We start from the raw sequence: 18,868 nt of genomic DNA on the forward strand, positions 1-18,868 counted from the left end.
GCCTTTTACATGTCGTTCCACGACTATTTCTTCGCCGCTCCCGGCGCCGTAGTGGACNCCGTTGGTCTTCGCCTTTTACATGTCGTTCCACGACTATTTCTTCGCCGCTCCCGGCGCCGTAGTGGACCGACCGTTCGTCGGGCTGGCGAATTTCCAGGAGGTGCTGACCGACCCGGCCATCATCCGCTCGTTCGGCAACGTCGCCATATTCCTGCTGATCAACGTGCCCCTCACCGTGGTGCTGTCACTGGTGCTCGCCACGGCGCTGAACAAGGTCGTGCATGCCCGTACGTTCTTGCGGGTGTCCTTCTACGTGCCGTACGTGACGGCCAGCGTCGCCGTCGTCGTCGTCTGGCTGTTCCTGTTCAACAGCAATGGCCTCGTCAACCAGATCCTCGGTCCGCTGGCGCCTGAACCGACCTGGCTGATCAACCCGCTCCTGGCGATGCCAACGATCGCAATCTTCGTCACCTGGAAGCAGATGGGTTTCTTCATCCTGCTCTACCTGGCCGCCCTGCAGAACGTCTCCGACGAGCTGTACGAGGCAGCGGCCACGGACGGTGCGGGCAAGATCCGCATGTTCTTCTCGATCACCGTGCCGGGCGTGCGGCCTGCGACCGTGCTGGTCCTGCTCCTGGCCACGGTCACCGGCGCGAACCTCTTCACGGAGCCGTACCTGCTCACCGGCGGCGGTGGCCCGAACGGGGCCTCGTCGTCGCCCGTGCTGATCATGTACCAGCGTGGCATCGAACAGGGCGAGCCGGGAATTGCCGCCGCAATCGGGGTCATCCTCGTGATCGGCGTGCTCATCCTGGCATTCGCCCAACGCAAGCTGGCCGGAGGGGACGACTCATGAGCAACGCACAGAATCCGGCGGTCGCAGCGGACCTCGCCGGAGCAGACCCCGCTAAGGCGAAGAACATGCGTGGAGGAACCGGACGCCCCCGCGTCCGCAAGGTCGACGGCTTGAGCAGGGGGCAGAACATCCTGCGGTACGTGGTCCTGTCCATCGGCGCCCTGTTGTTCCTGTTCCCGTTCTATTACATGGTGATCGGCTCCCTGCAGACAGCACCCGACCCGACCATCGCCGGGGCATTCCCCAACCCGGGGAACATCACCGGCCAGAACTACGTCGACATCAACAGCCGCATCAATCTGTTCCAGGGACTGGTCAACTCCGGGATCTTCGCCGGTGGCGTCATCCTGTGCACCGTCGTGTTCGGTGTGCTGGTCGGCTACGCCCTGGCGCAGCTGGAGTGGCGCGGACGCGGCGTCACCTTCGGGCTGATGCTGCTCGTGCAGGTGATTCCCTTCCAGCTGCTGATGATCCCGCTCTACGTGATGATCGCCAGGGACTACGGGCTGGCCGACACCTACGCGGGCATGATCCTTCCGTTCGCGATCAACTCGACGGCGGTACTCGTGTTCCGGCAGTATTTCCTGCAGGTGCCGAAGGCCCTCTTCGACGCCGCCCGGATCGACGGCGCCGGCGAGCTGAAGATCCTGTGGAGTATCGCGCTCCCGCTCGTGCGGCCGGCGCTGCTGACCGTGGTGCTGCTGACCTTCATCGGCCCGTGGAACGAATTCCTCTGGCCGTTCCTGATCACCAAGGAAGCCTCGCTGCAACCACTCGCGGTCTCGCTGGCGAACTACCTCACCAACATCGCGGGCACCGCGGCGAACCCGATCGGCGCCGTCCTCGCCGGCGCCTGCGTGCTGGCCGCCCCCATGGTCCTCCTCTTCATCATCTTCCAGAAGCACTTCGTCTCGAGCGACATCGGCTCGGGCGTGAAAGGTTAGTCATGAGCACACCAGCACCCTTCCCGTACACCCTTACCCGGATGGGCGTCATCATGACGCCGGAGGACGGCAACGAACTCGAGGCCGAAGGTGTTCTCAACCCCGGCAGCGGGCACACTCCGGACGGCACCCTGTACCTGCTCCCCCGGCTCGTGGCCGCTGGCAACGTCTCCAGGGTGGGCCTGGCCCGGGTCATCATCGAGAACGGCGTGCCCACCGGCGTCGAGCGGGAGGGCGTGGTCCTCGCCCCCGACCGAGGCTGGGAGCGCGGGGCGAACAACGCCGGCGTCGAGGACCCCAGGGTCACCTTCGTGCCACGGCTTGGCCTGCACGTGATGACCTACGTCGCCTACGGCCCGCTGGGCCCGCGCACCGCGGTGGCCGTGTCGGAGGATTTGCGCGAGTGGCGGAGGCTGGGCCCGGCCCTGTTCGCCTACGACGAGGCCCTGGACATGGACCTGAACCTGTTCCACAACAAGGACACCGTGTTCTTTCCCGAGCCCGTCACCGCACCGGACGGCGTGGAGAGCTTCGCGGTGCTGCACCGGCCGATGTGGGACCTGGACGAGACCAAGCCCGGTGAGGGTATCCGGGTGCCGGCCGGCGTCACCGACCAGCGGCAGAGCATCTGGATCAGCTACGTGCCCGTCGCCGACGCGGTGGCGGATGTCGCGGCTCTGACCTTCTGGCGCGGGCACCGGTTTCTGGCCGGACCCGAGTTCGCCTTCGAGGAGCTCAAGATCGGCGGCGGCCCCGCGCCACTGCGGGTGCCGGAGGGCTGGCTGCTGCTGCACCACGGCGTCACCGGCATCCTCGCGAAGGCGTTCGACCAGCAGCAGAAGGTGAACTACGCCGCTGGGGGCATGATCCTGGACGCCGATGACCCCACGATCGTGCTCAGCCGCACGAGCGAACCGTTGCTGAAGGCCGAGACCGCCGACGAGACCAGCGGCATCGTGCCGAACGTGGTGTTCCCCACCGCGATCGAGGAGATCGACGGGCAGCTGTTCGTGTTCTACGGCATGGCCGACTCGAAGATCGGCGTGGCCAGGCTCGACCGCCGCGCCGCCGAGTAGGCCCCGCGAGCAACAGTTGGCGGTCCGGCTCGGGCCGGAGTGCTCGGGCGAGGGCTAGGGCTGGGCTGGCGGCGGCGGGGCGGCGGGGAGCAGGCCCAGGCTCGACTTGAGCTGGTCGGCCGCGACCTGGTCGTCCCGGTCCGCGGCGAGGTTGGCCTCGAGGTTGGCCTCGGTGACGGCCTTGAGAATCTCGGCGCGCTGGATCGAGATGCCCCGCGGGGCGTCTACGCCCAGGCGGATGCTGTCGCCGCGGACGTCGAGCACGGTGATGACGATGTCGTCACCGATGAGGATCTTTTCCCCCTGTTTGCGCGTGAGAACCAGCATCCGCTCAGCCTATCGCGAACGGGTCAGACGGCCCGGCGGTCGCCGCCGGCGCAGGGGCGAGCCAGCCGATCGGCAGGCCCAGTTCCCGCACGGTTCCCGGGGTGGCGGTGGTCTCGATGCCGAGCACCGCGATGCCGTCGATGCTGACGTCGGCTCCGGCATCCCGCACCCAACGGGCGGTGTCCGAGGGCTTGCGGCCGGCGTGCACCACGGCCCAGACCTGGTCGGCCCCCGGCGCGGCCACGGGACCGGCGGGCAGGCCCTGGACCACGAGGATGCCGCGGCCTCGTTCGACTCCCCTGGCCCGCGCGGCGAGGGCCGACCGCCGGTCGGTCATGGCGTGGTCGGTGCCGTCGAAGATCGGTGCCGTGGGTCCGTTGGAGATCAGCCGGGCGGCCTCGAGGACATCGTCGTGCAGCCCGATGAGCAGTACCAGGTCGCCGGGGCCGGCCAGGATCCGCGGCGCCCCCGGGGTGAGTTTCACCGAATCCTGGGGTGCGGCGGCCGCCGCGGCGTCGGTCGGCGCCACGGCAGCCCAGGGCACCGGCGTCGGCACAGCCACAGGCTGGGCGGCCCGGGCGGGGGACGTCGCAAAGGTCAACTCGTCCATCAGCCGGGCGAAGTCTGGCGTATCCGTCGACACGACATCCCGTGACGCTGCGGCTTGGCGCGCGCGGCGCCGGGCCGGGGCGGCGCTGGTCGAAGCGGGGCCGGTCGAAGCGGGGCTGTTCGAAGCGGCGCCGCTCAAGGTGCCACCGAAGGTCGGCCCTGGTGCCCGGTCGCCGTGCAACAACGACTCGGCATCATCCGCGTCGTCGAGCAGTGCCGCGATGCCGAGCCGGGTGCTGAGCTCGTCGCGGATGTGTGCTGCGCGCCGGCGCCCCGAGGGGACCGCCACGAGGATGTCTGCGGGGTCGTCTGCGGGCACCTCAACGGTCACCTCGATGTGGCGTTTGGCGAAGAAACCGCGGATGCCGCCCACGGTGACCTGCTCGGCCGCGATGATGCGGGCACCGTCGCCATGCTCGGCGACCACCCGGGCCTGCAGCTCGGGCAGGGTGGCGCCCTCAAGCCGCAATCGTCTCGGTTCCACGGACCACCCCCACGGTCTCGATCGCGACCCGCGCGGAGGTGACCTCCTCGTAGGACAACACCGGCAGGCCGCCGGCCTGGGCGGACACCAGGCGGCGAATGGCCGGTCGCAGTGCCGGCGCGCAGACCAGCACTGCCGTGAGGCCGCTCGCCTCGACGGTGGCCATGGCCGTGCGGAGCGAACCGAGGATCGCGTCGATCCGAACCGGGTCGAGCAGGATCTGGCTGCCCTGGTCGCTGGGGCGCATGCCCTCGAGCATGGACTGCTCCAGCCCGGGTTCGATCATGATCACCCGGAGCACCGCGCCGTCCAGGTACAGCGCGGTGAGCGCAGGACCGAGGGCCTGCCTTGCCGCCTCGATGAGGCCCTCGGGATCGCCGGACACCTTGGCCCGCACCGACAGGGCCTCGTAGATGCGGGGCAGGTCGTTGATCGGGATCTGCTCGGCGAGCAGCCCCTGCAGCACCCGCTGCACCTCGGCGAGGGACAGCAGGCCGGGGATCAGGTCGTCGACGGCCGACGGGCTGACCTGGCGGACGCCATCCGTGAGCACCCGCACGTCTTCGCGGGTGAGCAGCCGGGCGGCGTTGCCGGTGATGATGGACGACAGGTGCGTCACGAGCACCGAGACCCTGTCGATGACGGTGGCGCCGGCCATTTCGGCGCGGGGCCGCATCTCGCCCGGCACCCACTTGCCGACCAGGCCGAACACCGGCTCGACCGTCGCTGTGCCGGGCAGGGACTCCAGGTTGTCGCCGAGCGCGAGCACCTTGCCGGCCGGGGCGATGCCGCGGCCGGCCTCGACGCCGGCGATGCGGATGGCGTAGGTGGACGGCGGCAGGTCGATGTTGTCCCTCGTGCGCACCGGCGGCACCACCATGCCCAGGTCGATCGCGACCTTGCGGCGGAGTGCCCGCACCCGGGCGAGCAGATCGTCGGAGGCCCCGGAGACCAGGTCGACGAGGTCGGGGGCGAGTTGGATCTCCAGGGCGTGCACGCGCATCTGCTCGATGAGGTCTTCGGCGGTGTCGGACCGGGGCGCGAGGCTTTCCACGGCCGCCGCCGCGGCGGCTCCGGCCCTGGCCTTGGCCTCGTTGCCTTTGATGCGCTGGGAGATGACGATCAGCCCGGCGCCGACGATGATGAACGGGATGATGGGCATGCCCGGGATCAGCGCCATCAGGATCGCGGCGGCGCCGGCGATCATCAGGGCGGTGCGGGACTGGGTGAGCTGGGCCGATGCCGTGGCGCCGATGTCAGATTCGGCGTTGGAGCGGGTGACGATCATGCCGGTGGAGACGGCCATCAGCAGGGCGGGGATCTGGGTGACCAGGCCGTCGCCGATGGTGAGCAGGGCGTAGGTGTTCAGCGCGTCGCCGACCTCCATGCCGCGCTGCAGCATGCCGATCGCGATGCCGCCGATCAGGTTGATGATGATGATGATCAGGCCGGCGATGGCGTCACCCTTGACGAACTTGGAGGCGCCGTCCATGGCGCCGTAGAAGTCGGCCTCGGCGGACACCTCTGCGCGCCGGTCCTTGGCCTGCACATCGGTGATCAGGCCGGCGTTGAGGTCGGCGTCGATGGCCATCTGCTTGCCGGGCATGGCGTCGAGGGTGAACCGGGCGCCCACCTCGGCGACGCGTTCGGCGCCCTTGGTGACCACGACGAACTGGATGACCACCAGGATCAGGAAGATCACGGCACCGATGATGATGGACCCGCCGACGGCGACATGGCCGAACGAGGCGATCACCTGGCCGGCGTAGCCCTCGCCCAGCACCAGCCGGGTGGACGCCACGTTGAGGCCGAGCCTGAACAGGGTGGCCACCAGCAACAGCGACGGGAACACCGAGAAGTCCAGGGGCTTCTTGACGAACATGGTGGTGAGCAGGGTCACCAGGGCGAGCAGGATGTTCACGATGATGAGAACGTCGAGCAGCCCGGCGGGGATGGGCACCACCAGCAGCAGGATGATGCCGACCACCCCGATGGGAACGGCGAGTTTTGCGAGCGTGCTGTTCACTTAGGTGGCCTCCGAGGAACGAAAGGGTTGGGTCATGGTGTGCACGCCGGCCCGGGAGCCGCGCGTCTTGAGGGCCAGGACGAATGCGAGCACCCGGGCCACGGCGTTGTACAGCTCGACCGGGATCTCCTGGCCGAGTTCGCAGGCACCGTGCAGCGCCCGGGTGAGCGGGATGTCCCTGACGATGGGCACGGTGTCGGTCTCGGCCTGCTCGCGGATGCGGGCGGCGATCACCCCGGCGCCCTTGGCGACGACCCGGGGTGCGGACTTGCCGGGCTCGTACCGGAGCGCGACGGCGAAGTGGGTGGGGTTGATCAGCACGACGTCGGCGGTGGCTACGGCGGCGATCATGCGGTTGCGGCTCATCGCCAGCTGGCGGGCACGACGCTGCGAGCGGATCATCGGGTCACCTTCTGAGCTCTTGTGCTCGTCGGTGACCTCCTTCTTGGTCATCCGGGTGCGCTTGCGGTTCCGCCGCATCACGACCATCACGTCGGCGGCGGCCAGCACGAGCCCGGCGATCACCGCCGACTGCACCAGCGCGGCGGTGCCGTCCCCAGCCGCGCCGATCAGCACGTTCACCGGCAGGCCGCCCGCGGTCATCAGCACCGGGGTCAGGCCCTGGATCACCGACAGGAGCACCACGCCGACGACGATGGTCTTGAGCAGGGCCTTCACGCCCTGCCAGAGCGCCTGGGTGCCGAAGGTGCGGGCGAGCCCGGTGACCGGGTTGAACTGATCGTACTTTCCCGCGATCTTCTTCACGTGGATGCCGCCCTGCGCGACAGATCCCGCCAGCACCGCCACGCAGACCACGGCGAGCATGGGCGTGAGGATGCCGCCCATGGCGCCCAGCCCCTCGCCGAGCAGCTGCAGGGCCCGCTCGGGGTCGGGGTTCTCGGCCACGGCGCGGATGTCGAACAGCTGCGCCCGACCTGCCGCGGCACCGGCCTCGATGGTCATCGGCATCATCACCGCGGCCGCGCCGATGCCGACCCAGGCGGTGAGGTCCTGCGAGCGGGCCAACTGGCCCTTGGAGCGCACCTCCCGCATCCGCTTCTCGGTGGCCTGTTCGGTGCGTTCGCCGGAGTCGCTCATCTAGCCCACCCCCCACATGCCGGCGACGGCGTCGTCGGTGAGGGAGGCGACGATGCCGGGCAGGGCCATGAACCCGGCGGCGCCGAGGGTGAGGGTGATCAGGATCTTGAGCGGGAAGCCGAGCGCGAAGGCGTTGAGCGCTGGGGCCACCCGGGTGAGGAGGCCGAGGCCCGCGTCGGCGAGGAACAGCACCACGATGAGCGGGCCGGCGATCTGCACCGAAGCGAGCAGCATCTGGCCGACGGCGGCGGTGATCGCCTGCATTGGCACGGCGAGGTCGATGCCGCCGCCGACGGGCAGCGCGGCGAACGAGCGGGCCAGGCCGCCCAAGATCAGCTGATAGCCGCCGGAAGCGAACAGGAGCGCCAGCGCGGTCATCTGGTAGAGCCTGGTGAATTGGGCGCCGTTGACCATCGACTGCGGGTCGAAGCCCTGCGCCAGCTGGAAGCCGCCGAACTGGTCGATGAGGTTACCGGCCGACTGGATCGCGGAGAACACCACGAGCACCAGGAAGCCGAGCACCCCGCCGACGACGATCTCCAGCAGCAACGCGAGAATGAACCCGCCGGTGTCCGGCGAGACGTAGCCGGGCACCACCCTGGGGGCCACGGCCAGGGCCAGGCCGATCGAGAGCATGCCCTTGATGCGCAGCGGGAACGCGTTGAACGAGAACGGCGGCGCGATGACGAGGAACACGACCATGCGCACCCCGGCCAGCATCACCGCCTCCAGCCAGGCGAAGTCGAGGGTGATGTTCACCTAGCCTCCGCCGATCAGGCCTGGGATCTTGTCGAACAGGTTGGTGGTGAACGAGACGATCTCGGAGATCATCCAGTGCCCGCAGATGAGCATGGCGAAGCAGACCGCGATGGCCTTGGGCACGAATGAGAGCGTCACCTCCTGGATCTGGGTGATCGACTGCACGAGGGAGATGGCGAAGCCGACAACCAGAGCGGTGATCAGGATGGGCGCGGAGAGCTTGGCGGACACGACGATGGCCTGCAGGCCGATGTCCAGGACGGCGTTGGAGTCCATCAGCCACCCCGGTAACTGTTGACCAGGGTGGTGATGACCAGGCCCCAGCCGTCGACGAGGATGAAGAGCAGGATCTTGAACGGCAGCGAGATCATCACCGGAGGCAGCATCATCATGCCCATCGACATCAGCGCGGCCGACACCACCAGGTCGATGACCAGGAACGGGATGAAGATCACGAAGCCGATGATGAATGCCGCGCGGAGCTCGGAGATCATGAACGCGGGGATCAGGGTGAGAAGCGACACCGCGGCGGGGTTGGCCGGGTTGGGCTGGTCGGACGCGCGCACCATCAGTGCGAGGTCTTCCTGCCTGGTGTGCGCGAGCATGAAGGTGCGCAGCGGCTCCGACCCCGTCGTGACGGCGTCGTCGAAGGTCATGGACCCGTTCAGGTAGGGCTGCAGAGCGTCGGTGTTGATGTCGGTGAGGATGGGCGACATGATGAACAGCGACAGGAACAGGGCCAGCCCCGCGAGCACCTGGTTCGGCGGGATCGACGGCAGCGCGAGGGCGTTGCGGGTCATGGCGAGCACCACGAAGATCTTGGTGAACGACGTCATCATCAGCAGCAGCGCCGGCGCCACCGACAGCAGCGTGATGCCGATCAGGGTCACGATGGCCGAGGACGGCGCCCCGTTCGGACCGTTGATCTCCACGGTCAGGCCGGCGCCGGGGGTAGCGGCCGGTGTGGGGGTGGCCGGGTCGGTGGGCGCGATCGGCTCGGTGAGCTGCGCCGCGTGCCCGGTCGAGGCGACGAGGAGCTGCAGGGCACCGACGATGACGAGCACCAGCGCCACCATGACGAAGACGCGGGCCAGCCGCCGGCGCCGCTCCCGCACGGCGGCGGCGTGAGCCGCGATCTCTGACCGGCCGGGAGGGTGGTTCGTGGTGGTCACCGGCCGGGCCGGAGCAGGGCGGCGGTCTGTTGCCAGGTCGACGGCGAGAGGATGGAGCCGCCGAGCCGGGCGCCGGCGCTGCGGTCCTTGCGCGGACGGAAGGTGAGGGGCGGCTCGTCGGCCGGCATCTCGGTTTCCGGCGGCACGAGGGTCGGGCCACCGGATGCGGCGTGCAGCGACCTGGCGAACGCCACCGCCGACCGATCGTTGCCGGAGCCGGCCCGCACGGGGCGGCTCGCCCGGGCGGCGCCGTGGTCGGTCTCGGCGTCGTGCAGCACGTTGATCGACTGCTCGGTGACGCCGAGCACGAAGCGGCGGCCGTCGACATCCACCACCACCACGGATGCCTTCTGGCCGACGCCCTGCCGGCCCACGACGGTGACGACATTGTTCGCGCGCGCTCCGGCGCCCCGGCTCAGGCGTCGTTGCAGCACCCAGAGCAGCCCGAGCACGACGGCCAGGGACAGGATCACTCGCAGGGCGACGACGACGGTGTCCACCTAGGTCAGGCTCTCGGCGACGTCGAGGATCTTGGTGATCCGAACCGCGTAGTCCTGGTCGACGACCACGATCTCGCCGTGGGCGATCAGCCGGCCGTTGAGGAGGATGTCGGCGGGCGATCCGACGGACCGGTCCAGTTCGACGACGGCGCCGGGTTCGAGGGCGAGCACGTCGCGTACCGTCATCCGGGTGCGGCCGATCTCAACGGTGAGCGCCATCTCGACGCTGTTGATGCGGCCGAGGTTGCCGACCACGGTGCGGTCGCCGGCCGCGACGGCCGTACCGTTCTGGCGCAGGCGGATCGCGAACCAGCCGAAGGTGACGCCGGCGCCGGTGAGATCGAAGACCACGGTCTCCGGGTCGAGGAACAGCGTCGTGGCATCGTCGATCCGCGCGTCGCCCAGTACGCCCAGGCCGAGGACGACCGCGGCGCGCTCGAGGGCCGGGCGGATGATGTCCTCCCGTGAGACGAGTCCGCCGTCGGCGCCGGCCGCCGCGTCGAGGGAGCCCGGATCGGCCAGCACCACGGCGAGGTCGGCGGAGGTGGCGCCCACGAACGAGGCGACGACGGCGCCGTGCACCGCTCCCCCGGCGCGGCCGAGGACGACGGTGCCGGAACCGGCCGCCGCGGTGAGGACGGTGGGCGTGGGCAGCACCGTCAGCAGGGCGTCGACAGCCGCACCCGCGACGCCGTCGGAGAGCCCGGAGCCGAGAACCCCGGTGCCGCGGGCGGCTGACGGTGACTGGGCGGAGGCGGGGCTATGAATCGTCATGGAGTCTTTTCCTCGGTGTCGATGATGATGCAGGCCAGGCGGGAGCCTGTGGCGCCGACGGCAGCCCGGGCGAGAGTGCGGCCATCCACCACCAGGTCGAGCGGCCGGTGGGTGGGATGCGGGATCGCGAGGACGTCGCCGACGGCGAGGGCCAGGATGGCGCTCGGCAGCACCCGCGCGTGGGCCAGGCGCAGCGAGACATCGACGGGCACCCAGCCGAGCTGGGCGCGCAGCAGGTCCACCGGCGGGGTGGCCGACACCGGCGGACCGGGCTCGCCGAGCTGGGGAAGCAGCGCCTCGGCCGGCAGGGCCAGGGTCGCCGCCGTGGTCTTGTCGCCGACCCTGATGATGAAGGATGCCACGATCATCAGATCGGAGGTGGCCGCGGCCTGGGCGAACTGGGAGTTGTACTGGATGCCGCCGACCGCGATGGGCAGGGTGAGCAGGCCGCCGAGCGAGTAACGCAGGTCCTCGAGGGCGTCGTCCATCAGCCGGCGAACGAGGGCCTGTTCGATTTGGGTGAAGGGGCGCTCCGGCGGTGCGGGCAGCCCGGTGCCGCCGAGCATGTGGGCGACCCAGAACAGCGCCGCGGCCGACGGGAACTGGAGGACGGCCTGCGCTTCGAGGCCCTCGACGGTGCAGAGCACCATGGTGGTCGTGGCCGGCAGTGAGGCCGCGTACTCGTCGTAGCCGCTCATCACGACCTGCTCGCAGGTGACCTGCGAGATCACCCGCACCTGGGCGGTCAGCTGGGTGCCCCACTGGCGGGCGAAGGTCTCGAAGGCCAGCTCCAGCACCCTGGCGTGGTCACGGGCCAGCGTCGTCGGTCGGCTGAAGTCGTAGACTTCCACCGCCCGCGCGGGTTTTCCGGGCACGCCGGTGCTGATGTGTTCCTGGACCGTCACGACTGGCACTATCGGCCGGTCGGAAACGGATGTTAGCGGCGTCGGCAAAATTGCCGATGCCAAAGCCGTTTCTTTCGTAGCTTCGTCGGGCTGCAACGGGAAGGACTGACGACCGTTGTGACGGAAGCGAAAACGAGCGCGACGCCTGCGCCCTGGATCCAGGTCAGGGTCTCGTTGGCGGCGGCAAGCCCGATGGTCAGTGCGACGATGGGGCTGAGCAGGCCGAGGAATGCCGGGATGTGGGTGGGCAGCAGTTTGATGCCGCGAAACCAGAGCAGGTAGGCAAGCGCAGTACCGACGAGCGAGAGATACGTGTAGCCGGCGATGTTGCTCAGCGAAGGGGCGAGCGCCGGGAGGGGCTCAAGGACGGTGGTCAACAGTGCAAGGAAGAGCCCGCCGGCGAGCAGTTGCCACGCGGTGGTGACCAAAGGCGACTGACCGTCAGACCACTTCTTGGTGAGCACCACTCCAATCGCCATCGAGACCGCGCCCCCGATCGCAGCGGCCACTCCGATGGGGTCGAGGCCAGCCTGAGAGCGCAACACGATAAGCGCGACCCCGGCGAACCCTCCTGCACCGGCGACAAGCACTCTGCTCCCCACGCGCTCAGAGAGCACGCCGGATGCGAGCACCGCGATGAGCAGCGGCTGGATGCCGCCGACGACCGCAGCGACACCGCCGGGCAACCGTTCTGCCGCAACGAACAGCAGCGCAAAGAAGACACCGATATTGAGAATGCCCAGTGCGGCCGATTTCCACCACCACGCCCCGTGTGGCAGCTGGCGCGAGACGCCGAGCAGTACGACACCCGCGGGAAGCGCGCGCAGAGTGGCGGTGAGGAGGGGGTGTCCCCCAATGAGAAAAGTGGTCGATGAGTAATACGTCGTGCCCCACATCACGGGCGCGGCAGCGGTGACCAGGAGGAGAGACATTCGTTTGCTAAGCACTTAGCAATACTAGCTAAGTCCTTAGCTATAAGCTGAGTTCATGGATCATGTTGACCACATCATCGAGCAGTGGCGCATTGAACGACCCGATCTGGATCCGTCACCGATGGCCGTGATCGGACGTCTGAGTCGTGCAGCCGCGATAGTGGACGCGCGGCTTTCGGCGACCTTTGCAAGGCACGGCGTCGATTCCGCCACTTTCGACGTCCTGGCGACTCTGGCGCGTCAGGGTGCACCGTATCGGATCAGCCCTGCAGCGCTGGCCGCAAGCAGCATGATCTCCAGCAGCGCCGTAGCGCAGCGTTTGAACCGCCTGGAGGCCGCGGGATTCATCACCCGGAAACCCAGCTCCGATGACGGTCGAGGAAAACTCGTGCAGCTCACGGAGCCCGGACATGAGCTGCTGAACAGGGTTCTCCCCGATCACCTCGCGGCCGAGGAGCGGATTCTTTCCCTGTTCACATCAACCGAGCGGGAGACCCTCGCTGATCTCTTGGCTCGACTCGCCCCCTCGGAGTGACTGTTCCGGCGGGAACCCCTCGGCCCGTTCCGGACCTGCTGACCCGGCATCAGCGTCCGCGCGCTGCCCTCGCTCGCGCTTTGATAGCCATGACGACCTCAGTCTTGGCGTCGGCGTAATCGTTCATGTCGTCCCACCGTTTGCTGAGCAGTTCCCTCTTGGTGTTCTCGTAGAGGGAGCGGTCTTCCGTATCGGTACGGAGATGATCACGCAGGAGGAGGTAGCCGTCCACGGCAGGATCGTCGTGTTCGAAGAGGTGCACATGCACGTCGCGTGCCGGCGTGCGCACGAGGCGATGTCTCGGTTCGCGGACCCTCAGTTCGTATCCGGCGTCCAACAGCGCATCCAGGTAGTCCTCTTCAGCGGTGATGTCGTCCACCGTGACCACGATGTCGATGATCGGCTTCGCTGCCAGGCCGGGGACGGAGGTGGAACCGATGTGCTGGATCCCGATCTCCCCTACCGTGGGAGCGTCGCTGATCCGCCGCCGGTGTTCCAGATAGGTGCCGGCCCAGCGCTCGTCATAGGGGTGGAGCTGGAGTTTGAGCGCCTCGGCTCCCCCGACGAGCTCGACGGTCGTGACATCGGGACGCCGCGGCTTGCGCATTCTGCTCATAGAGACATTCTCGCCCTCGAAATTCAGGGGTCGTGACGCACTTCGGTCACGGGACACCTAACGGACGATCTTCTGCAGAAACGCGTTTCTCTGCTCGATCAGTTTCCGCATGTAGTTGGCGAGCACCAAGCGTTCGACTACCCGACCGAGGAGCCCCAGGGGCGCCGCAAACGACACCCGATCAATCATGAGAGTGCCTTCTCCGTGCGGGCGAAATACGTGCTCGTGGGTGAAGTAGCGAAACGGCCCGCGCGTCTGTTCGTCGGTGAAACTTCGCGGCGAGCTCATGGCGGTGATCCGACTTGTCATTCGCAGAGGTAGCCCAAAGTGCCACGCACGCCAGGTGACGTCCTCGTTGAGGCCGATCAACCCACTGTGGACACCATCGACCGCCGTCTCCCGGAAACCCGACATGGAATCCGTGTGAGCGGTGATGTCCCGTGCGAGATCGAAGAGGCGTTCCGGAGCAAGCACGGACTCAGTGGCGCATTCGAACGAGACCGACATGGCGCACAATCTATCAGCGCGGCGAAGACGTGCCTGGTGAATTCGATCTCGGTGCGGGAGGCTGGAGAAATGAACTTCGGTGAGTTGGGTGAGGGATATGCGCTGGTATTGCGCACCGCGGACAGCGTCACGGAGATGCGTGATCTCACCCTCAAAAACCTCGATCGACTCCGCGAGTGGGAGCCATGGGCTCAGACCGAGCAGACGCTGGAGGGAACCGCGGCGTATACACAATTCCAGCTCGAGCAGTTCGCCACAGGGTCCGCAGTGCCTGGCATGATCCTGCGCGGCGACACGGCCATCGGATCGGTATCTCTGAGAATCGATGCGTGTCTGCACACTGCCGAGCTTGGCTACTGGATCGACGAAGAAGCAGAGGGGCGCGGGGTAGTGACTCGCGCTTGTGCCCGGATGATCGAGCACGCGGAATCCGTTGCTGTTCGCCGCATTGAGATTCGAACGGCGGTGGGTAATAGACGTAGCGCTGCCGTTGCCGAACGGCTCGGGTTCGAACGAGAGGGAGTTCTTCGTCAGGCGTTGCCGATCGGCGCCGACAGGCTGGACGTCGTCATCTACGGACGCGTCTTGTGAACATGTGTCTCACCGGTGCTCACTGAGAGAATATGCTGCGCGCTAGGGGTCTCGACCATCGTGCTGCTGCGGCTGCCAGCCTCACCGTCGGGGCACGGGCAGTGTGATTGCATCGACCGCTGTCTGAACCAGCAACTCTCCGTCGATGGACTCAATCCCGGCGAGGTCCCATGTCCATCGAGCCACCCATTCCGTACCCGTCCCCCCCTTGCCTTGGATCTCTCGTCCGATCGTCCGCATTGCTCTTGGGGGTGTCACTCGAATCTCCGCCAGCAGCACCTGTGCACCGGATAAGGGAGGCGCTCCGGCGAAGCGAATCCCCTTGCGGGCCGCTGCGTCGAGATAGCGCTTGAGGGCCCGCCCGTAGACAGCATCAAATTGCCGTGTCGCGGCGGAAGGAATGGCCGTAGCTTCGAGCACTATCGCCGTGTTGGACGGGAAGAGCGTGGTTTCAGACCGGGATAGCGTGAGGAGCGCTTCAACTCCAGCACTGGTCATCAGAATGGTCTTGTCGTTGGCCATGAAAGACCTTCCTGACGGAGCCTGGAATTGAAGGTTATCCGGGCAAGCCTGTTCCTGGGCGGACGCTGCCCGGCCGGCGGCGGATTCCGGGACCTCAGTGGCCGGAGCCGACCACGGGTTTGTCACTGCCCGTCTTGTGGCCGCTCTTGGCCGGGACGCTCTTGGCCGGCGCCGTCTCGTCGGGCACGGCCGTGCCGTCGAGCACCGACGGGATCAGGGCACGCACGCTGTCTGGCTGATTGGAGAGCAGCACCACGTCGACCCTCCGGTTGCGGGCCATCGCGGCCAGGTCGTCACCGGTGTCCACCGGCCGGGCCGAACCGTATCCGATCGCGCCGATCCGGTCCTGGGCCACCCCGGTGCGCTCCACCAGGTGCCGCAGCACCTGGGTGGCCCTGGCGCTGGAGAGCTCCCAGTCGGTCGGGTAGTTGATGGTCACGCCGTGCCGGTCGGCGTGCCCCTCCACCGACACCCCGCGCTGACTGCCGGCCAGCACCGGGCCGATGGTGTCGAGCACCGAGACCGCCTGGCCGCTGAGGGTGGCGACGTTGGGTTCGAAGAAGGTCTCGGAGCCGATCAGGCCCACCGAGAGGCCGCGTTCGTCGATGGTGTACTCCACGAGGGCGTCGAGGCCGACCGCGCTGAGCGCCGCCTGCATGGCCGCTTGCACCGCGGTGAGGTCGTTGACCTCGGCTATCGCGAGATCGAGGTCGGTGAGACCGACATCCTGGTTCACCGCCGGGGTGTCGACAAGGTCGGCCGGCACCACGATGCCCTCCGCGGTGTCCACCTTGCCCACGTCCACCGCTCCGAAGCCCGTCGCCAACGAGTTCTTCAACTGCACGAACTTGGCCTGGTCCACCGTCGACATGGCGAAAAGCACGATGAACATGCACATCAGCACGGTGACCATGTCCATGTACGAGGCCATCCAGCGCTCGTCGACGTGCTCCTCGTGTTCCTCCTCGAGTCCGCGACCACGGCCCCGGCCGCGTCCGCTCACGCGGCCTTCTTGAGCGGCTTGGACGACGACTTTCCGGCCTTGGCGCCCTTGGCGGATGCCATCGGAACCATGGCCTGCAACCGCTCGCCGAGCAGGCGTGGCTGACTGCCGGCCTGCACGGCCAGCGCGCCCTCCATGAGGAGGATCATCCGCTCAGCCTCGATGTCGGAAAGCCTCTTCAGCCGGCTGCCGATCGGCAGCCAGAGGAAGTTCGCGGACAGGAGCCCCCAGAGCGTCGCAACGAACGCGGCGGCGATCATCGGGCCGAGGGTGGACGGGGTGTCGAGGTTCTCGAGAACGTGGGTGAGCGAGATCACGGTGCCGATGATGCCGACCGTGGGGGCATAGCCGCCGAGGGTGGTGAAGAATTTGGCCGCGTTACGGCTCTCCTTGGTGCGAGTGGCGATCTCGTCTTCGAGCAGGATGCGCAGCTCATCACCGTCGGTGCCGTCGGCGATGTTCTGCAGTGCGCCGCGCAGGAACGGGTCCGTGATCGTGTCGGCCTCCTGCTCGAGGGCGAGCAGGCCGGAGCTGCGGGCCTTCTCGGCCAGACCGACGACCTGGTCGATGAGCTTCTGGGGCGGGGTGGTCTTACCCAGGAAGGCACCGGGAAGCGCCTTGATGGCCTTGACGGTGTCGCGCAGGGTTCCGCCGGCGATGCCGACGGCGATGGTGGCGCCGAAGACCAGCACGATCGGGGCGGGCAGCAGGATCGCGGTGATGTGCGAGCCCTCGATGGTGATCATCGCGAAGAGCGCGCCGAAGGCGAGCACGATGCCGATCAGGGTTGCGGGATCCATCTATATTCTCCGGGGGCGCAGGGGGACAACGGCGTCCGGTCGGGTGTCGGGGTCGCCGGCGGAACCATCTCCGGCGCTGTAGGCCAGGCCGATCACGTGCGCCCGGTAGGCCGCGATCTTCTCGATGACCTCGGCCAGGTTCTCGGTGACGATGAACTTGGCGCCATCCACCATCACGAGGGTGGTGTCGGGGTTGACGTGGATGCGTTCGATGAGGTCGGGATTGATCGCGAACTGACTGTCGTTCAGCCTGGTTACAACGATCATGGACCCGTCCCTGGTTCCCGGACGACTCCAGCAGCCGTCGACAACCACTGTCGGCTGCTCACTGCGTTGCGTTAGCGGCCGCGATGTGAGCCGGAGCCGTGCGGGCTAGAACGCAACCACGGTGGGCATCCCGTCGCCTTCGAGGACGGTCACCGAGAATGGCGCGCTGATCGTGGGTGCGCCGACAGCGGCCATCCCCGCCTGGCGGCTTGCGGCGTTGTCACCCATGATCGACACCACGATGACTCGGGGCTGAGTGGTGGGATCCGACCCGACCGTGAATCCTGCAGTCGATCTCAGTCCCGCCTCGTCGAGTGCATCGACGACCTGGCTTGTCACGGCGTCAGCGGCGGCCTGGTACTCGGTCGCAGAGAAGCCGAGGCCTTCGATGGTGGTGTAGGGCAGACCGGTAGCATCGAGCACCGCGATCGCCCCGGCCGGCGCATCGCCGGCGAAGCCCATCGTGAAGGTGTGCGACTCTCCGAAGTAGCAGTAGGCGTAGTCTTCGGCGAACTCGGTCTCGATGACACTCGCGGCGTCACCCAGAGGCTTCTGGTAGAGCGCCCACTCCTGCTCTTGAGGCGAGTAGTTCAGCTCGGCAAGGGTGTGGCCGGGGTAGATCTCCCGAGCCATGATGGCGTCATGGTCGGTGGCGAGCCCTGCCCCGGCGTGCTCGGTGACGCGCCACGGTGCCGCCGCTTCATTGGCCTCGCTGGTGCCCGGTGCCGGGGCCAGCGCAACGCCCAGGCAGAGCGCAGCCGCGGCGAGGATGGCTCCGGCCCGCGTGGCCCTGGCTGCTGCCGTTCTCATGTGTCCCCCATAGCCGATCGCTCGTGCGTCCATGAGGTCAAGCTAACGCACGGGGCCCAGGAATGGCCCAAAAAAGAGGTTATCCACAAGTTGACTTTTGCTCACACAAAGTTTCGGAATCGGGCTAGATTCGGGGCATGACAAACCAGTCGAGTATCGCAGACATCTTCGCCGCTTCCCGCGGCGATGGGCTGGTGGATGCGGCGGTCGACGTGGCCCGACTGGGCTCTTGCAGTGTCGATTACGACAAGCTCACGGATGCCGCTGTCCTGTCCGGTCAGCAGACCCTGGCCCGGGCCCAACGCGAGCTCGACACCCGCAAGGCGTGGCTGGCGAAGACCCTGGCCCAGCGGTCCCGGTGGGAGCTGGGCCAGTCCGGTCTGGCTGCGCAGCAGGGCTTTTTGAATCCCGAGGGGTTGATTCAGAAGCTGACCGGCACCAGCAAGGTCGAGTCCCGCAAGCTCGTGGGGGTGGGCCGGATGCTCGCCGAGGCCGAAGACGCCCAAGCGCAGGCGGCCGCGACCGACGCCGAAGCGGCCCGCCGGTTGCTCGAGGGGGCGCTGGACCCGGACATCCCTGATGGGCTCGACGGGGTCGACGGCCACGGCGGGGTCGCTCCGGTCGTTCCGCTGCCGGCGCCGATGCCGTGGCACGCCCCGATCTCGCACGCCGTGACCGGCGGAACCCTCTCGATCGATGCCGCGCACGCCCTACGCACCGGCCTGGGCGACATCGATACCGTCGTCACCGGCCCG

At 67.8% G+C, this 18,868-nt stretch carries 24 protein-coding genes; 6 read left to right on the forward strand and 18 right to left on the reverse strand.

What is annotated here, in order from left to right; genetic code table 11:
* The first annotated feature begins 79 nt into the window (after positions 1–79).
* From C3B61_RS11230 to C3B61_RS11240, 3 genes are read left to right on the forward strand one after another with little or no spacing between them, the layout of a single operon-like run.
* A complete protein-coding gene (locus C3B61_RS11230; protein WP_341866769.1) occupies positions 80–856 on the forward strand; it encodes a carbohydrate ABC transporter permease in 777 nt (258 codons plus the stop codon).
* Positions 853–1,800, forward strand: coding sequence for a carbohydrate ABC transporter permease (locus C3B61_RS11235; RefSeq protein WP_425266418.1), 948 nt, complete (start codon positions 853–855; stop codon positions 1,798–1,800). Before C3B61_RS11230 ends, C3B61_RS11235 begins: the two co-directional genes overlap by 4 nt.
* Before the next feature lie 2 nt (positions 1,801–1,802).
* Positions 1,803–2,876, forward strand: a complete 1,074-nt coding sequence (locus C3B61_RS11240; RefSeq protein ID WP_103460644.1) for a glycoside hydrolase family 130 protein — start codon at positions 1,803–1,805, stop codon at positions 2,874–2,876.
* Between the two features lie 54 nt (positions 2,877–2,930).
* Here C3B61_RS11240 and csrA read toward each other — a convergent pair whose 3' ends face one another.
* The 11 genes from csrA to C3B61_RS11295 all read right to left on the reverse strand — a co-directional run bounded on the left by csrA (position 2,931) and on the right by C3B61_RS11295 (position 12,477).
* Positions 2,931–3,203: a carbon storage regulator CsrA gene (gene csrA, locus C3B61_RS11245; RefSeq protein WP_088456020.1), complete on the reverse strand. Its 273-nt coding sequence runs from the start codon at positions 3,201–3,203 to the stop codon at positions 2,931–2,933.
* 4 nt (positions 3,204–3,207) lie between these two features.
* The gene (locus C3B61_RS11250) at positions 3,208–4,296 is read right to left on the reverse strand and encodes a hypothetical protein (RefSeq protein WP_133160282.1); all 1,089 of its coding nucleotides are present in this window, start codon (positions 4,294–4,296) and stop codon (positions 3,208–3,210) included.
* Positions 4,271–6,322, reverse strand: a complete 2,052-nt coding sequence (locus C3B61_RS11255) for a flagellar biosynthesis protein FlhA (RefSeq protein WP_103460646.1) — start codon at positions 6,320–6,322, stop codon at positions 4,271–4,273. Before C3B61_RS11255 ends, C3B61_RS11250 begins: the two co-directional genes overlap by 26 nt.
* On the reverse strand, positions 6,323–7,420 hold the full coding sequence (locus tag C3B61_RS11260; protein ID WP_103460647.1) for an EscU/YscU/HrcU family type III secretion system export apparatus switch protein: 1,098 nt from the start codon (positions 7,418–7,420) through the stop codon (positions 6,323–6,325).
* Entirely contained in the window at positions 7,421–8,179 is a 759-nt protein-coding gene (locus C3B61_RS11265; protein WP_088456016.1) for a flagellar biosynthetic protein FliR, read from the reverse strand. It abuts the gene before it with no gap.
* Positions 8,180–8,455, reverse strand: coding sequence for a flagellar biosynthesis protein FliQ (fliQ, locus tag C3B61_RS11270; RefSeq protein ID WP_088456015.1), 276 nt, complete (start codon positions 8,453–8,455; stop codon positions 8,180–8,182).
* Positions 8,455–9,255, reverse strand: coding sequence for a flagellar type III secretion system pore protein FliP (gene fliP, locus C3B61_RS11275; protein ID WP_088457969.1), 801 nt, complete (start codon positions 9,253–9,255; stop codon positions 8,455–8,457). The genes fliQ and fliP overlap by 1 nt, the downstream gene beginning before the upstream one ends.
* A gap of 92 nt (positions 9,256–9,347) precedes the next feature.
* Entirely contained in the window at positions 9,348–9,851 is a 504-nt protein-coding gene (gene fliO / locus C3B61_RS11280; RefSeq protein ID WP_088456014.1) for a flagellar biosynthetic protein FliO, read from the reverse strand.
* Positions 9,852–10,625, reverse strand: a complete 774-nt coding sequence (gene fliN, locus C3B61_RS11285; protein WP_103460648.1) for a flagellar motor switch protein FliN — start codon at positions 10,623–10,625, stop codon at positions 9,852–9,854.
* Positions 10,622–11,530, reverse strand: a complete 909-nt coding sequence (locus C3B61_RS11290) for a flagellar motor switch protein FliM (RefSeq protein WP_241990291.1) — start codon at positions 11,528–11,530, stop codon at positions 10,622–10,624. The genes fliN and C3B61_RS11290 overlap by 4 nt, the downstream gene beginning before the upstream one ends.
* Before the next feature lie 32 nt (positions 11,531–11,562).
* A complete protein-coding gene (locus C3B61_RS11295) occupies positions 11,563–12,477 on the reverse strand; it encodes an EamA family transporter (protein WP_244285913.1) in 915 nt (304 codons plus the stop codon).
* Between the two features lie 40 nt (positions 12,478–12,517).
* On the opposite strand from C3B61_RS11295, the gene C3B61_RS11300 reads away from it, so the two are divergent.
* Positions 12,518–12,997 carry a MarR family winged helix-turn-helix transcriptional regulator gene (locus C3B61_RS11300; protein ID WP_103460650.1) on the forward strand — a complete coding sequence of 160 codons (480 nt, stop codon included), beginning with the start codon at positions 12,518–12,520 and terminating at the stop codon, positions 12,995–12,997.
* A 49-nt stretch (positions 12,998–13,046) separates the two neighbouring features.
* Here the strand turns inward: C3B61_RS11300 and C3B61_RS11305 are convergent, their stop codons facing one another.
* Together C3B61_RS11305 and C3B61_RS11310 are read right to left on the reverse strand one after the other, a co-directional pair.
* A complete protein-coding gene (locus C3B61_RS11305; protein WP_165791154.1) occupies positions 13,047–13,613 on the reverse strand; it encodes a GrpB family protein in 567 nt (188 codons plus the stop codon).
* Between the two features lie 57 nt (positions 13,614–13,670).
* Positions 13,671–14,120: an SRPBCC family protein gene (locus C3B61_RS11310; RefSeq protein WP_103460652.1), complete on the reverse strand. Its 450-nt coding sequence runs from the start codon at positions 14,118–14,120 to the stop codon at positions 13,671–13,673.
* Positions 14,121–14,156: 36 nt separating this feature from the next.
* On the opposite strand from C3B61_RS11310, the gene C3B61_RS11315 reads away from it, so the two are divergent.
* The gene (locus C3B61_RS11315; RefSeq protein WP_133160283.1) at positions 14,157–14,711 is read left to right on the forward strand and encodes a GNAT family N-acetyltransferase; all 555 of its coding nucleotides are present in this window, start codon (positions 14,157–14,159) and stop codon (positions 14,709–14,711) included.
* 81 nt (positions 14,712–14,792) lie between these two features.
* Here C3B61_RS11315 and C3B61_RS11320 read toward each other — a convergent pair whose 3' ends face one another.
* From C3B61_RS11320 to C3B61_RS11340, 5 genes are all read right to left on the reverse strand, one after another.
* Positions 14,793–15,233, reverse strand: coding sequence for a hypothetical protein (locus C3B61_RS11320; protein WP_103460654.1), 441 nt, complete (start codon positions 15,231–15,233; stop codon positions 14,793–14,795).
* 94 nt (positions 15,234–15,327) lie between these two features.
* Positions 15,328–16,236, reverse strand: a complete 909-nt coding sequence (locus C3B61_RS11325) for an OmpA/MotB family protein (RefSeq protein ID WP_103460655.1) — start codon at positions 16,234–16,236, stop codon at positions 15,328–15,330.
* Positions 16,233–17,036, reverse strand: coding sequence for a motility protein A (locus C3B61_RS11330; RefSeq protein WP_103460656.1), 804 nt, complete (start codon positions 17,034–17,036; stop codon positions 16,233–16,235). The genes C3B61_RS11325 and C3B61_RS11330 overlap by 4 nt, the downstream gene beginning before the upstream one ends.
* Positions 17,037–17,303 (reverse strand): flagellar FlbD family protein, encoded by a 267-nt coding sequence (locus C3B61_RS11335; RefSeq protein ID WP_103460657.1) that lies wholly within the window; start codon positions 17,301–17,303, stop codon positions 17,037–17,039.
* Between the two features lie 105 nt (positions 17,304–17,408).
* Positions 17,409–18,113 carry a hypothetical protein gene (locus C3B61_RS11340; RefSeq protein WP_103460658.1) on the reverse strand — a complete coding sequence of 235 codons (705 nt, stop codon included), beginning with the start codon at positions 18,111–18,113 and terminating at the stop codon, positions 17,409–17,411.
* 137 nt (positions 18,114–18,250) lie between these two features.
* Here C3B61_RS11340 and C3B61_RS11345 point away from each other — a divergent pair.
* On the forward strand, positions 18,251–18,868 hold a 618-nt coding region (locus C3B61_RS11345), incomplete at its 3' end, for a hypothetical protein (protein ID WP_425266419.1).

This window comes from Cryobacterium zongtaii (assembly GCF_002909375.1).
Taxonomy (GTDB): Bacteria; Actinomycetota; Actinomycetes; order Actinomycetales; family Microbacteriaceae; genus Cryobacterium; species Cryobacterium zongtaii.

Bases quoted from the DNA above. Each gene is read 5' to 3' on its own strand.
- C3B61_RS11230 (WP_341866769.1), top strand. From the start codon at position 80: ATGTCGTTCCACGACTATTTCTTCGCCGCTCCCGGCGCCGTAGTGGAC.
- C3B61_RS11235 (WP_425266418.1), top strand. From the start codon at position 853: ATGAGCAACGCACAGAATCCGGCGGTCGCAGCGGACCTCGCCGGAGCA.
- C3B61_RS11240 (WP_103460644.1), top strand. From the start codon at position 1,803: ATGAGCACACCAGCACCCTTCCCGTACACCCTTACCCGGATGGGCGTC.
- csrA (WP_088456020.1), bottom strand. From the start codon at position 3,203: ATGCTGGTTCTCACGCGCAAACAGGGGGAAAAGATCCTCATCGGTGAC.
- C3B61_RS11260 (WP_103460647.1), bottom strand. From the start codon at position 7,420: ATGAGCGACTCCGGCGAACGCACCGAACAGGCCACCGAGAAGCGGATG.
- fliQ (WP_088456015.1), bottom strand. From the start codon at position 8,455: ATGGACTCCAACGCCGTCCTGGACATCGGCCTGCAGGCCATCGTCGTG.
- fliP (WP_088457969.1), bottom strand. From the start codon at position 9,255: ATGGTGGCGCTGGTGCTCGTCATCGTCGGTGCCCTGCAGCTCCTCGTC.
- fliN (WP_103460648.1), bottom strand. From the start codon at position 10,625: ATGACGATTCATAGCCCCGCCTCCGCCCAGTCACCGTCAGCCGCCCGC.
- C3B61_RS11300 (WP_103460650.1), top strand. From the start codon at position 12,518: ATGGATCATGTTGACCACATCATCGAGCAGTGGCGCATTGAACGACCC.
- C3B61_RS11305 (WP_165791154.1), bottom strand. From the start codon at position 13,613: ATGAGCAGAATGCGCAAGCCGCGGCGTCCCGATGTCACGACCGTCGAG.
- C3B61_RS11310 (WP_103460652.1), bottom strand. From the start codon at position 14,120: ATGTCGGTCTCGTTCGAATGCGCCACTGAGTCCGTGCTTGCTCCGGAA.
- C3B61_RS11320 (WP_103460654.1), bottom strand. From the start codon at position 15,233: ATGGCCAACGACAAGACCATTCTGATGACCAGTGCTGGAGTTGAAGCG.
- C3B61_RS11330 (WP_103460656.1), bottom strand. From the start codon at position 17,036: ATGGATCCCGCAACCCTGATCGGCATCGTGCTCGCCTTCGGCGCGCTC.
- C3B61_RS11335 (WP_103460657.1), bottom strand. From the start codon at position 17,303: ATGATCGTTGTAACCAGGCTGAACGACAGTCAGTTCGCGATCAATCCC.
- C3B61_RS11340 (WP_103460658.1), bottom strand. From the start codon at position 18,113: ATGAGAACGGCAGCAGCCAGGGCCACGCGGGCCGGAGCCATCCTCGCC.